The following is a 13,321-nucleotide window of genomic DNA, read 5'->3' on the forward strand; positions in this document are numbered from 1 at the left end:
AGATTCACAGCCATGTCCGTCATCAACACCAACATCAAGTCGCTGGTTTCACAAAATGCACTCAACAAAAACAACGAGTCTCTGGCCTCGGCCATGCAACAGTTGTCTACTGGTAAGCGCATCAACAGCGCGGCAGACGATGCCGCGGGACTGGCCATTTCATCCCGGATGACCGCCCAAATTCGGGGTTTGGATCAAGCGGTCCGCAATGCCAACGACGGCATTTCGCTGTTGCAAACTGCAGAAGGCGCCTTGATTGAGGTCACCAACATGATGCAGCGCATGCGTGAACTGTCCGTTCAGGCGGCCAACGACACCAACACCGCCTCTGACAGGGTATCGCTGAATCTGGAATACGGCCAACTGATGCAAGAGATCAACCGCATTGCGCAAAACACGCAATGGAACGGAATGAGCATCATGAACAACACGACCACTGGGGCTGCGGCCATCGGAACGGGTGGTACGGTAGCGGAACCGGCTGCGGATGGTGCAGAGCTGCGCAACATCAATTTTCAGGTCGGTGCCAATGCCAATCAAATCATCAGCGCTCAGTTCAAGGACTTCTCAGTCCCAATGACTGCCGCAGGCATTCCCGACACTGCAGCAGTTCCAGCCGACACACAAATTTTCAGTGGCGACGCACAGCTCAACGACACCGACATCACCTCAGCAAGCAATGCGAACACCGCAATGGCGCGACTGGATGCCGCATTGGGGAAAATCACAGACGAACGAGCCACCTACGGTGCTGTCATGAACAGATTGACTTATGCAGGTGACAACTTAACCAATGTGTCGCAAAACACCTCCGAATCGCGAAGCCGCATCATGGACACTGATTACGCAAAAGCCAGCGCGGAGCTATCCCGTACACAGATCATCTCGCAAGCAGCCACAGCCATGCTGGCGCAAGCAAACCAGTCGCCTCAATCGGTGCTCAAGCTGCTGCAGGGCTAAACAGGCCCTGCCCCTGCCAAAGCCTGCCAAACCCTGGTTTTGCAGGTTTTTTTTCGCCCTTTTACAGGCTTTCTGGCACAGCTTTTGCACACCCTTGAGGCACAGCGCTTGTTTTGTTCCGAGCCGACGTTTTGTTGACAGGGCCACACCCCGCCAACACTCGCCAGGCTTGCAAAACCGCACCACTTGCCCAAGCCATTGACCGGAGAAGCCATGACACCCACTGCCCACCACTCGCCCGAAGCCACACGCCACTTTTTGGTGGCCATGTGCGCCAAAGCCAACAGCCAGTTGTCGGCCCAGGGATTGGCCGCAGCGCCGCATCTGGCTGTCGCGGCCCAAGCCAACCTGGACCTGGCCACGGTGCTGGATTTGCTGCGCGACTGAACTCGTAAACGGCTTGCCCCTCCAACCCATATCCAAGCACTTGGCCAGCGTTGCCCATGGCAGACTGGCACAATCAAGAAATTCACCAAAAGCTGCAAACCCCATGCGCCCCAGCCCACTGAACAAAGCCAAAAACAAGGATTGCAAAGTCTGCCGACGCATTCGGCAATTTTTGATCCTGGCCGCTGCATTGCTGGTCCTGATGTGGGCGCAGCCCGGTTGGCGTTTGCCGCCCGGCTTCGATTACACGACCTTGGTGGGTGACTTGTTTTTGTGGGCCTTCTTGGCGCTGTTCGCCTTCAAGGCTTGGCAACACTACAAAGACCGAGACCGCTGATGCCTGCCATGACCTCTGCCCCTACAACCACCGCCCCACCGCAACGTGGACCCAATTGCTGGGGCTGCCGTTTTTTTGGCGTGAGCCATATCCCGTCCAGCCCTTACGTCTGCCGGGCAATGGGTTTCCAAACCAAAACTCTGCCCTCGCTCGAAGTCTTGCGGGTGGATGGCCAGTTTTGCCGATCCTTTGAGGCCAAGGCCTCTGTCAGCGTATCTTCCAAACCATGAACCACCGCAGCCTTTGGCCCTTTGCCTTGTCGACTGGCTTGCTCTGGCTGGCCCTGCTGAGCCACGCTGTTGCCCAGACCCGCCCCACACCACCCGCAACGCCCCCCGCTTCGGCAATGCCCTCGGCGCTGACCAGCGGCGTGCCGGGGCAGCCGAACGACAATGTGCAGTCGGGCGTGGCCGCCTTGCAGCGTGGGCATTACGCGATTGCCATGCGCGCCTGGCGCGGCGATGCCGACAAGGGCAATGCCCTGGCCCAGAGCAATGTGGGGTATTTGCACGAACACGGCTTGGGTGTGCCCCAAAGCTACCCCGAGGCCATGGCCTGGTACCGCAAGGCCGCCGCGCAAAACCTGCCGCAGGCGCAGTTCAACATTGGCACGCTTTACTTTTATGGCTACGGCGTGGAACGCAACCCGCGCGAAGGCGTGAACTGGTTCCGTCTGGCGGCCAAACAGAATCTGGCCGAGGGCCAGTACATGCTCGGCCTGGCTTACCACGAGGGCACGGGGGTAGCGGCCGACGCCACGCAGGCACTGGACTGGTTCGTCAAATCGGCCCTGATGGGCTACCCCGCCGCCCAGCTGATGGCGGGCATGGTGTATTTGTCGGGTGACGCAGGGCGCATCGAGGCCGACAAGGCCTATGTCTGGGCCGAGGTGGCCTACACCAACGGGGTGGTCGACGCCTCGCTGGTGCGCGACTACGCCTCTTACAAGATCAGCCGCAAGCAAATCGAGCAAGCCAAGGAAGCGGGCAAGCGCTGCATCCAGTCGCGCTACAAAGATTGCCCGGCACGCTGACTGGGCCAGGGAGTAATGGATTGCCGCGCTTCGCTCGCAATGACGCAGAGGGGTCACCACACCCCGTCCCCGTCATCATCCCACACCTCCCCCGTCATCGCGAGGCACGAAGCGATCCATGGATTGCCACGCTTCGCTCGCAATGACGCAAAGGGGTCACCACGCCAATTCTGGTCACGTAACCTTTCCCCGTCATCCCACACCTCCCCCGTCATCGCGAGGCACGAAGCGATCCATGGATTGCCACGCTTCGCTCGCAATGACGCAAAGGGGTCACCACGCCAATTCTGGTCACGTAACCTTTCCCCGTCATCCCACCCCTTTCCCGTCATCGCGAGGTACGAAGCGATCCATGGATTGCCGCGCTTCGCTCGCAATGACGCAGAGGGGTCAGCACGCCAATTCTCGTCAACTGACCCCTTCCCCGTCATTGCGAGGTACGAAGCAATCCATCTTCAGGGCAAGTGTCAATCTTTCGTCAAGGTCCCAAAGCGTCGGAACCCTGATTAGTCAAAATTAAAGTATTCATTTTTTAAAATAAAAACCACTTAAATTAGTTTTTAAATCTGGCACAAGGGTTGCTTTACATGTTCCATCTGAATGTGAGGCCACACCGTGAAGCCAACTCCTGCATCTGCCCCTCTGGCCCTTTGGCTGGACCCTGAAAAACCGCTGAGCCCCGAGCACAGCCAAGCCCTGCACACCAGCGGCTGGGCGGTGATGCCGGTGCACACGCTCGATACCCTGGTGTCGCACGCAGCCGATGCGGCCGTGGTGGTTTTGCACCTGAGCGTGGATGTGACCCGTTTGAAGGCCGTTCAGCAACTCCTGCAAGAAGCCGGCATGAACACTCCCGTGGTGGCACGGGTCGAGCGCCAAGAACTGGAGCTGGCCGTGGAAGCCAGCCAGGCGGGCGCCTTGGCCGTGTTGGCCGCTTGCGATACGCGCAGCGCCAGCTGGATGCGTTTGCACAGCCTGCTCAACCCCCACGCTGCCCGCACCAACACCCAACCCACACGCAACGTGGTCTTTGTGGACCCCGCCAGCCAGCACCTGCTGGCCCTGGCCCAAAAAGTGGCACAAGCCGATGTGACGGCCTTGCTGGTGGGCCCCACTGGCTCGGGCAAAGAGGTGATGGCACGCGTACTGCACGAGGCCTCGGCCCGTGCACGCGGCCCCTTTGTGGCCCTGAACTGCGCGGCCATGCCGGAAAACCTGATCGAAGACATGCTGTTTGGCCACGACAAGGGCGCCTTCACGGGCGCACACCGTGACCAAAAAGGATTGTTTGAACAAGCCCAAGGCGGCACCCTGTTCTTGGACGAGATTGGCGAGATGCCCATGCACCTGCAAAGCAAGCTGCTGCGCGTGCTGCAAGAGCGCCAGCTGACCCGCCTGGGTGGCCAAAACGTGATTCAGTTGAACGTGCGCATTGTGGCTGCCACCAACAAGGACTTGAAGCAGGCCATCGCCGAGCGCGAGTTCCGCGAAGACCTCTACTACCGCATTGCCACCTTCCGCATGCGTTTGCTGCCTTTGTGCGAGCGCCCGGGCGACATCATTCCCTTGGCCATGCAATGCCTGAGCCAGCACGACCACCAGGTCTGGCGCTTGCACCCGCAAGCACAGGCCATGCTGCTGCAATACCCCTGGCCCGGCAATGTGCGCGAGCTGGAAAACGTGATGCGCCGCGCCATGGTGCTGTGCACCGACCACCATGTCACGCCCGCGCACCTGATGTTTGACGACTGGTTGACCCAAGCAGCGCCCGCTGCAGCTGTGCAGCCTCAAGCTGCTGACGCCGTGGCCGCTGACCAGCCCGGCATGCCCGCTGCGGATGAAACCCGCTGGGTGCCTACCCACTCCGATCAGCAGACACAAGCACCTTACCAAGTGCCCCCCAGCGTTGCACCAGCCGATTTGCAAAGCGCCGTGCGCCTGAACGAACACCAGGTGATCATGGCCACACTGGCCAGCACCCCCAGCAAAACCGAAGCGGCCAAACGCCTGGGCATCAGCCCGCGCACGCTGCGCTACAAGATGGCCCAGTTGCGTGAGCACGGCTTGGCCATGGCGGCGGCTTGCTGAAGGAGACTTCGATGATTGACAAAGCCATTTCCCCCGCCAACATCCAGTCGATGCTGCAAACTCTGCGCAGCCACCAGGCTCAAGCCTCGGGCCTGCCAGGCGCAGAGCAACTCAAAGGCCTCACCCCAGAAGTTGGCAAGACCAACTTTGGCGAATTCGTCTCCGGCGCCCTCAGCCAGGTCAACCAGGTGCAGGTGCAGTCTTCCGAGATGCGTGCGGCTTTTGACCGGGGAGAGAACGTTGCCCTGACCGATGTGGTGCTGGGGATGCAGAAATCCTCTTTGGCCTTTGAAGCGACCTTGCAGGTCCGCAACAAGGTGCTCAAGGCGTACGAAGACATTTTGAACATGCCGGTCTGAACGACATAAAGAGAACACACCATGGCCACAGCGACCGCAACAATGAACAACGGCATGATGACCGTCCCTGGCAATTCGGGGGCCGTCTCGGCACCTGCGCCTGCACCCAATGGCAGCATGGCCCTGACCACCGCGCCTGGTGGTGACGGCACTGCCGCTCCCGGCACCGGTTTGAGCCCCTGGCAAACCATTGGCATTTCGGACACCTTCACCAGAGTGCTCAACCAACCTTCGGTGCGCCGTGTATTGCCTCTGATCGTGATGCTGGTGGTGCTGGTGCTGTTTGCATTGACCTATGCCTGGATGTCGGTCACGCCCCACCGCCCGGTCATGCCTGGCCTGCAAGAGGCCGACCAGCAAGCGGCTTACGAATCACTCAAAACCGCCGACTTCAAACCCAAGATCGACCCGGCCACGGGCCAACTCACGGTGCCCAGCGACCGCTTCCATGAGGCGCGCATTTTTCTGGCTTCGCAAGGCTTGCCCAAAGCCGGAGCTACAGGTTTGGACGGTTTGAAAGACCAGTCGTCCATGACCACCAGCCAATTCATGGAGCAGGTCAAAGTGAACGCCGCCATGGAGCAGGAGTTGGCGCGTTCCATCATGCAAATTGGCAGCGTGCAAAGTGCCCGTGTGCACCTGGCCACCCCCAAGCAAAGTGTGTTCGTGCGTGACCGCACCCCACCCAAAGCCTCTGTGGTGCTGGCCCCCTACCCTGGCCGCGCCGTGTCGGCCTCGCAGGTGCAGGCCATCGTGCACTTGGTGTCCTCCAGCGTGCCCTACCTCACGCCTGACCACGTCACGGTGGTGGACAACGTGGGCAAACTGATGACCGAGTCGGCCACCGAACAAAAACTGGGCCTGACCTCGGCCCAAGAGCAGCACAAGCAGCAAATGGAAGAGGTTTACCGCACCCGGATCATGCAGATCCTCTCGCCCATGGTGGGCGAGGCCAATGTGCGCTCGCAGGTGAACCTGTCACTGGACTTCACCCAATCCGAGAGCACCACCGAAGACTTTGACAACCGCGACAAAGGCCCCCGCACCCGCTCCGAGGTGCTGGCCGAAGACCGCGCTGCCATCCGATCAGCCGAAGGCATCCCCGGGTCCTTGGCCAATACGCCACCGCCCACGCCAACCACGTCCAACGCCACAACAGTAGACCCCAACAAGGGCCAATCCGAGTCAAACAGCACACTGAGCAGCCGCTCAACACGCAACTTCGAGCTCGACCGCACGGTGCGCCATGTGCGCAATGCCAGTGGTGGCGTGATGAAGGTCAGTGTGGCCGTGATCGTGAACGAGCGCCCAGCGCCAGCGCCCGCCGAAGGCGCGGCCGTGGACCCTAATGCGCCCAAGAGCGTGCCCTACACACCACAAGAGCTCGAGCAGATGCAACAAGTGGTGCGTGGCGTGGTGGGCTTTGACCCAGCCCGAGGCGACAACGTGACCGTGGTGCCGGCACGCTTTGAAGCGCCCGCTCCTTTGGAGACCATGCCTTGGTACCTCGAAAACACCGTGCAATCGGCCCTCTCCAGCGCCCTGATTGCCATCAGCTTCATCGTGTTCATGATGATTGTGGTGCGCCCCATCATGCGCAGCATCACCGCTGCCAAGGCCCAGGCCGAGGAAGAAAAAGCCAAAGCCGCCATGGCGGACGGCGAGCTCAGCGCCGAAGACATGCGCATGATCCAGATTGGCGAGGGCGAGAGCTTGGAAGAAATCAAGGCCAAGCTCAAACCCAAGAAGTCGAGCATCAGCATCGACATGCTGGACACAGCCAACACCTACGACGACAAAGTGGCCCTCATCCGCATGCTGGTGGCCGAAGACTCAGGCCGCGTGGCCAACGTGCTCAAGGGCATGATCAAGGTCTCTTGACCGACGCAAGGAACAACAAAAATGGCCACGAAAAAAGACACCGACAAAGACGCCAAAGGCAAGGATGCCAAAGGTAAGGACGGCAAGGACACCAAGGTGGTGGCATCCGCCACGGGTGACGCGCCGATTGTGATCACAGAAGAGCTGCAAGAAGAGCTGGACGCCCTGACAGGAGCGCAGCGTGCGGCAGTGCTGATGCTGTTGCTCGGTGAGCAGCAAGCGGCCGAAATCATCCGGTTCCTGAACCCGAAAGAGGTGCAGTCGCTGGGCGGCGCCATGGTGTCGGTGGCCGACTTGTCGCAAGAGGCGGTGAACATCGTGCTCGACGAATTTGTGGCCACGCTCAAAAAGCAAACCAGCCTGGGCCTGGGCACGGGCGACTATGTCGAAAAGGTCATGAAACGCGCTTTGGGCGACGACAAGGCGTCGTCGGTGCTCAGCCGCATCATGCCGGGCCAAGGCAGCAAGGGCTTGGAAATCCTCAAGTGGATGGATGCCCGCTCGATTGCCGACATGATCCGCAACGAACACCCGCAGGTCACCGCCATCATTTTGTCGGTGCTCGAATACGACGTGGCGGCCGATGTGCTGAACTTCCTCTCACCCGAGTCGCGCCCCGAAATTTTGCAGCGCATTGCGAGCCTGGAGACGGTGCAACCGTCGGCCATGGAAGAGCTCGAATCGATCATGAAGAAACAGTTCGCCAGCAACTCCTCGGCCAAGTCGTCGAGCTTTGGTGGCGTCAAGGCGGCGGCCAAGATCATGAACTTTGTCAAGGTCGATCTGGAGTCCTCCATCATGGGCGGCCTGTCGCAGCTCGACCCCGAGTTGATGATGAAGATCCAGGACAACATGTTCACCTTCGAAAACTTGGTGGGTGTGGACAACCGCGGCATCCAGGTGCTGATGCGCAACGTGGAGCCGGACATGCTGATGACGGCCTTGAAGGGCGCACCCGAGTTCGTCAAGGAAAAGTTCTTCGGCAACATGTCGGCGCGTGCGCGGGTCATGTTCATCGACGAGATGGAGGGCAAAGGCCCCCTGCGCATCACCGATGTGGAAGACGCGCAAAAGACCATCATGCGTCTGGCACGCAAGTTGTCGGATGCGGGCGAGCTGGTGCTGGCGGGCCGAGGAGACGACTTTGTCTGAAGCCCAAGCCAACACTGGTGGCTGGAGCGCCAACCCTTTGCTCAATGGCAAAAGCCAGGCCCCCAGTTTTTTGCGCACCCAGTGGGACGAAGCCAAGGTGCGCTCATTTGGCCCCTGGCGCGTGGCCGATCGCACCGAGCCGACCGACGCCCTGACCTTGCCCGAGCCTTTGCCCAGCGCCAAGCTGACCGACGAGGAGGCTGCGCCATCCGACGAGCCCATCAGCGACACACCGCAGCCGGCGCCAGCTGAAGACACGCTGGTCTCCGAATCCGCCCTGACCGCTTTGCGCGTGGCGGCCTACCAGCAAGGTCTGGCCGACGGCCAAGCCCAGATGCGTGAGCAACTGAGCGCCGAGCTGGACGCCGAACGCGCCAAAGAGCGCGAGCTGATCCGTCACTTGGGCATTGAGCTGCGCAGCATCAGCCAAGACCCGCAGCGCTTTTTTGAGCCGCTCAAACGCTTGTCCTTGCACCTGGCCGAGCAGCTGGTGCGCGCCGAGCTGCAAATATCAGGGCAAGCCATCAGCGGTTTGATCCAGTCGTGCATTCAGCAACTGGACCACCCGGCGCAACCCATCAAGGTCAGCCTGAACCCCCAAGACATGAAGCGCCTGCAGGCCATGGGCGAGGCCGTCACGGCCCACCTGGAGCTGGAGGCCGACCCCCTGCTGCGTCCAGGCAGCGTGCGTGTGCGTGTGCAAGACAGCGTGGTGCAAGACCTGATCGAACACCGCCTGGAGCCGCTGGCGCGTCGCCTGCTGCCCCAGCCCGAGGCCTGGATGCAAAGCTCCAGCCTGGTACAAGACAAAGTCGACGCCATGCCCGAGAGCACACCCAAGCGCGACTGGGACCGGCAGGTGATTGACGTGCAAGACACCGATGTCAAAGCCACGGACGCCAACGCGCCCGACGAGGACATGTCCGCATGAACTTTGAACAAGAAGTCAACCAGCTGATCGGCGGCCTGCATGCCCCCGAGCCCCAGCGCAGCGGCACCTTGGTGCGGCTGGTGGGCATGCGGCTGGAAACGCGCGGCCTGATGGCCCCGCTGGGCGCGTGTTGCGAGATCGTCGGCCAGATGGGTCACCGGGTCGAGGCCGAGGTGGTGGGCTTCAACGACGAGACGCTGTTTTTGCTGCCCTTCACCGAGCCACAGGGCATCGGCCCGGGCGCGCAGGTGCGCGTGCTCAGCCACACCTCGCAGGTGTGTTTGGGCCCCGATCTGCTGGGCCGCATCATCGACGGACGTGGCCAGCCGCTGGACGGCAAACCGCCACCCGAGTGCCGCGACGTGCTGAGCCTGCAGGGCCGGCCCATCAACCCCATGGAGCGCGGCCCCATCAAGGAAGTGCTGGACGTGGGTGTCAAAGCCATCAACGGCATGCTGACCATTGGCCGGGGCCAGCGCCTGGGGCTGGTGGCCGGCTCTGGCGTGGGCAAAAGCGTGCTGCTGGGCATGATGACGCGTTTCACCGAAGCCGACGTGGTGGTGATTGGCCTGATCGGCGAGCGCGGGCGCGAGGTGCAGGCTTTCATCGAAGAGTCTCTCGGGCCTGAGGGTCTGGCCAAGTCGGTGCTGGTGGCAGCGCCTGCCAACGAATCGCCCGTGCTGCGCCTCAAAGCCACGCATCTGACACATGTGATTGCGGAGTACTTTCGCGACCAGGGCAAGAACGTGTTGATGCTGGTGGACAGCCTCACACGGGTAGCCCATGCGCAGCGCGAGATCGGTCTGGCCGTGGGCGAGCCACCCACCGCCAAAGGCTACCCCCCCTCGGTGTTTGCGCTGCTGCCCAACCTGATTGAGCGCGCAGGCGTGGGCCGCCACGGCGTGGGCTCGATCACCGCCATCTACACCGTGCTGGCCGAGGGCGACGACGCCAACGACCCGATCGTGGACATTGCACGCGCCTCGCTCGATGGGCAGGTGATGCTCTCGCGCAAGCTGGCCGACGCAGCGCACTACCCCGCCATTGACCTCAATGGCTCGGTCTCGCGGGTGATGCAAAACCTGCTCTCGCCCGAAGACCAGAAACTGGCCAACCGCTTTCGGCGTCTGTGGTCGCTGTACCAGCAAAACCAGGATTTGATCCAGGTGGGTGCTTACGAAGCGGGCAGCAACCCCGACTTGGATCAAGCGATTCGCCTGCGCGTATCGATGGAACATTTTTTACAACAAGACATGCACACCAGCCAGGACGCCGCGAGCACCCGACGCGAAGTCCAAGCCTTGATGAGCGCCTAAGACCCCGAAGGAGAAAACCATGCGACAAGCCCGAAACTGCTGGCCCGTGCTGGTGCGCAAAGCCCAAGACGCGGTCAATGAAGCGCAAAACGACATCGTTCAGGCCTTGGCCCGGGTCGACCAGCTCGAAGCCAGCCACCAGCGCCTGTGCAAGCTGTACGACGAATACCGCTTGCAAGAACACGCCAGCCAAGCGCCGGTGATGGGCATGCAAGCGAGCATGAACCACCGCCAATTCATGGCCCAATTGCTGAATCTGCAGCAGCGCGTGGTGGTGGACCTGGGCAAAGCCCAAACCACCTTGGCCCAAATGCGACAAAAAAGGCTCAAAGCCGAAATTGAGCTGCACAAGATGCAGTCGCTGGCCGAGCAAGATGCCAAAGCCGTGGCGCAAGACGCCAAGCGCTACGAACAAAGGCAAATGGACGAGTTGGGTGTGCGCCAGTTCATCTTGGGCATGGGGACCTGATTGCAGCCCAATGATTGCAGGCAATGCGACAAGACTGTGCGCTGCGTCAAGGCCCGGCCACAACACTTGTGGCTATGATGGCGCATCAAAAAACAGGCAAGCCTTGGGGCTAGCCTTCACAAAAATCAGCCTTCAGGGTGCAGGATCATTGCGGAAAAATGCGTTGAACACCCCCAAAATTTTCTTGAAATTCAAACTCTGGCGTACGCTGTGCTTGAGCCTGTCTGCTTTGCTGCTGTGTGGGCTCGCCCCGGCGGCCCAAGTGGCTTTGTGGCCCACCATCCCCTTTGTGCGTGGCCAAGACCTGTGCCAATACCAGGACGCCTATGGCCGCACGCGCGCCCAGCAGTCTGGCGACATGGCCCGCTTGCTGGCCGATTTGATCCGTTCTGGGGCAGACCCCAAACAAGCGCCAGAGCTGCTGCAGACTCTGGACAGCCTGATCGACCAAGGACGACAGCGGGCCACGGGCGGCTTTGGCATGGACGTGCTGCTGGAAGGCAGCTTCAAGGCCGCGCTGGACCAGGTTTATGAACAACACCAGCCTCGGGTGCGGCAAGTGGGTTTTTTCAACCCCACGGCTCTCAACGAGTTGGTGCGGGTGCTGCGCGCCCAGCATCGACAAGGCAGCCTGGAAGCCAACCAACTCAACGGCCTCACAGGCGTGGCTTGGGGCACGTATTCGTTCAGCCCGGGCTGCAAAGGCGATGTGCTGGTGACGCTGCACATCGAAACCCAACCCGGACAAACCTTCAACTACCAAGCGCGGGGCATGCCCGAGTCGGTGATGGGCCAAATTGCCTACCAGGTGTTCAGCCAGTTTCAAAAGACCCGATTCCCCAGCCAAGTCATGCACTTGGGCAAAACCCTGGAGCTGCTGGGTGCGCCCGGCAACGTGTTGGGCACCACCAACTCGCCGCGCAAGGCCCAATACGCCTGCGAATGCATGCAGGCCAGGCTGCCCACCGTGGGCGAATACATTTACCTGAGCGAGCTGGGCAACTGGAACGGCGGCGTGAGCAGCGACAAAGGTTTGTGGGCCTTGTCACAAGAACGTGTGATGGCCCCCGAAATGCCCAACCCATCCATCGTGCGGTCGATCAAGGAATTCCAGTCGCCCGAGATTCACTACTTTTGCGTGCGAACTGTGGCCGACAAAAAGACCACCAGCCTGTGCACGCCCTAACATTCATTGGATGCTTTGACCATGCCCACCAAAAAACCCCAGCGCCCTGCCCCCAAAACGGATGCCATCCCGCCCGCCTTTTGGTCCACACTGATCGCCATCACCGTGGTGGTGCTCGGCGGCTTGGGCATTTATCTGATGATAGAAAACGCCGCACCCAAACCCATGCGTGTGCAGGTGCTGCTGGACAACCGATGTGAGGTCATTGACGACGCGTTCATGGCGGTCTCGGAACCCGATGGCGCAAGAGCCATTTTTGTCAAAGGCGTGGCCTATCTGAACACGACCAACAAGGCCAAAATTCTGGTCAAGGTCAATGACAAATACCCAGGCTTTCAATTCGAATCAGGCAGGTCCGATGCCGCCCCGCGTGTGACCATCCAGGTCAATTGCGACACAGGCGACCGCACTCAGCGCACGCTGGACGCGATGAAAGAGCAGTTCAAAAACAAATAAGTCCCCCTCATCCCCCACCTGGAGACGCCACAAGCAGAGATCAGGAAAATCCTGATCCTGTTATTGCAAGGTACAAAGCGATCCACCTCGTGTTGCTGTCATCCCGAGGTACGAAGCGATCCACTCCCTTTTCATGTCATCGCGAGGCACGAAGCGATCCATGGATTGCCGCGCTTCGCTCGCAATGACGGGAAAAAACGACACCGCGCCCTCCCCCGTCATCGCGAGGCGCGAAGCGATCCACTCCCTTTTCATGTCATCGCGAGGCACGAAGCGATCCATACCCCTCTCCCGTCATCGCGAGGAACGAAGCGATCCATCACTCACCAGGGTGATTCGCATAAATCGCCCATCACGTACTTCACATCACTTTTAAAAATGAGCGGCCAACTCAAGCGCAAAACCATCCACAAATACCCTGTTCACACCCCTTTTTGAATCTGCCAAACTTTGCCAAAAAGGGAGAGGATATGAAGCAGGCATGTGTTTACATCATGGCCAGTTCGCGACATGGGACACTTTATGTTGGCGTGACCAGCGACCTGATCGCCCGCGTGTGGCAACACAAAAATGGCAGCCTCGGAGGCTTCACCAGCAGGTACCGTGTGCATCAACTGGTGTGGTTCGAAATGCACGGTGACATGGTCTCTGCCATTGGCCGTGAAAAACAACTCAAAGCAGGTTCGCGGCTCAAGAAAATTGAACTGATTGAAGCGAAAAATCCACAATGGCTAGACCTGTACGAAGGTATTTTTTAGGACATGAA

15 protein-coding genes are annotated in these 13,321 nt (G+C 60.3%); 14 read left to right on the forward strand and 1 reads right to left on the reverse strand.

Going from position 1 to position 13,321, the window contains the following annotated elements:
- Positions 1-12 precede the first annotated feature (12 nt).
- The 13 genes from B9Z50_RS08770 to B9Z50_RS08835 all read left to right on the forward strand — a co-directional run bounded on the left by B9Z50_RS08770 (position 13) and on the right by B9Z50_RS08835 (position 12,555).
- Positions 13-960, forward strand: coding sequence for a flagellin (locus B9Z50_RS08770; RefSeq protein WP_108363303.1), 948 nt, complete (start codon positions 13-15; stop codon positions 958-960).
- Positions 961-1,173: 213 nt separating this feature from the next.
- Positions 1,174-1,347, forward strand: coding sequence for a hypothetical protein (locus B9Z50_RS17570; RefSeq protein ID WP_158270651.1), 174 nt, complete (start codon positions 1,174-1,176; stop codon positions 1,345-1,347).
- Between the two features lie 103 nt (positions 1,348-1,450).
- Positions 1,451-1,684, forward strand: a complete 234-nt coding sequence (locus tag B9Z50_RS08775; protein ID WP_108363305.1) for a hypothetical protein — start codon at positions 1,451-1,453, stop codon at positions 1,682-1,684.
- A gap of 226 nt (positions 1,685-1,910) precedes the next feature.
- Complete coding sequence (locus tag B9Z50_RS08785; RefSeq protein ID WP_108363307.1) at positions 1,911-2,717, forward strand: tetratricopeptide repeat protein; 807 nt, start codon at positions 1,911-1,913, stop codon at positions 2,715-2,717.
- Positions 2,718-3,332: 615 nt separating this feature from the next.
- The gene (locus B9Z50_RS08795; protein ID WP_108363311.1) at positions 3,333-4,805 is read left to right on the forward strand and encodes a sigma-54-dependent Fis family transcriptional regulator; all 1,473 of its coding nucleotides are present in this window, start codon (positions 3,333-3,335) and stop codon (positions 4,803-4,805) included.
- Between the two features lie 11 nt (positions 4,806-4,816).
- On the forward strand, positions 4,817-5,164 hold the full coding sequence (fliE, locus tag B9Z50_RS08800; RefSeq protein WP_108363313.1) for a flagellar hook-basal body complex protein FliE: 348 nt from the start codon (positions 4,817-4,819) through the stop codon (positions 5,162-5,164).
- Between the two features lie 21 nt (positions 5,165-5,185).
- Positions 5,186-7,045 (forward strand): flagellar basal-body MS-ring/collar protein FliF, encoded by a 1,860-nt coding sequence (gene fliF / locus B9Z50_RS08805; RefSeq protein ID WP_108363315.1) that lies wholly within the window; start codon positions 5,186-5,188, stop codon positions 7,043-7,045.
- 21 nt (positions 7,046-7,066) lie between these two features.
- The gene (gene fliG / locus B9Z50_RS08810) at positions 7,067-8,197 is read left to right on the forward strand and encodes a flagellar motor switch protein FliG (RefSeq protein WP_108363317.1); all 1,131 of its coding nucleotides are present in this window, start codon (positions 7,067-7,069) and stop codon (positions 8,195-8,197) included.
- Positions 8,190-9,128, forward strand: a complete 939-nt coding sequence (locus B9Z50_RS08815) for a FliH/SctL family protein (protein ID WP_158270652.1) — start codon at positions 8,190-8,192, stop codon at positions 9,126-9,128. The genes fliG and B9Z50_RS08815 overlap by 8 nt, the downstream gene beginning before the upstream one ends.
- Positions 9,125-10,444: a FliI/YscN family ATPase gene (locus B9Z50_RS08820; RefSeq protein WP_108363321.1), complete on the forward strand. Its 1,320-nt coding sequence runs from the start codon at positions 9,125-9,127 to the stop codon at positions 10,442-10,444. Before B9Z50_RS08815 ends, B9Z50_RS08820 begins: the two co-directional genes overlap by 4 nt.
- Positions 10,445-10,463: 19 nt before the next feature.
- Positions 10,464-10,913: a flagellar export protein FliJ gene (locus B9Z50_RS08825; RefSeq protein WP_108363323.1), complete on the forward strand. Its 450-nt coding sequence runs from the start codon at positions 10,464-10,466 to the stop codon at positions 10,911-10,913.
- Positions 10,914-11,076: 163 nt separating this feature from the next.
- Positions 11,077-12,099: a hypothetical protein gene (locus tag B9Z50_RS08830; protein ID WP_108363325.1), complete on the forward strand. Its 1,023-nt coding sequence runs from the start codon at positions 11,077-11,079 to the stop codon at positions 12,097-12,099.
- Positions 12,100-12,120: 21 nt separating this feature from the next.
- Positions 12,121-12,555, forward strand: a complete 435-nt coding sequence (locus B9Z50_RS08835; RefSeq protein ID WP_146183186.1) for a hypothetical protein — start codon at positions 12,121-12,123, stop codon at positions 12,553-12,555.
- Between the two features lie 60 nt (positions 12,556-12,615).
- On the opposite strand, the gene B9Z50_RS08840 is transcribed toward B9Z50_RS08835, so the two are convergent.
- Complete coding sequence (locus tag B9Z50_RS08840) at positions 12,616-12,837, reverse strand: hypothetical protein (RefSeq protein WP_108363329.1); 222 nt, start codon at positions 12,835-12,837, stop codon at positions 12,616-12,618.
- A gap of 188 nt (positions 12,838-13,025) precedes the next feature.
- Here B9Z50_RS08840 and B9Z50_RS08845 point away from each other — a divergent pair, with 188 nt between their 5' ends.
- Positions 13,026-13,313, forward strand: coding sequence for a GIY-YIG nuclease family protein (locus B9Z50_RS08845; protein WP_108363331.1), 288 nt, complete (start codon positions 13,026-13,028; stop codon positions 13,311-13,313).
- The last annotated feature ends 8 nt before the right edge of the window (positions 13,314-13,321 follow it).

The sequence above is a fragment of the Limnohabitans sp. Bal53 genome, from assembly GCF_003063355.1.
In the GTDB taxonomy this organism is placed as follows: Bacteria; Pseudomonadota; Gammaproteobacteria; order Burkholderiales; family Burkholderiaceae_C; genus Limnohabitans_A.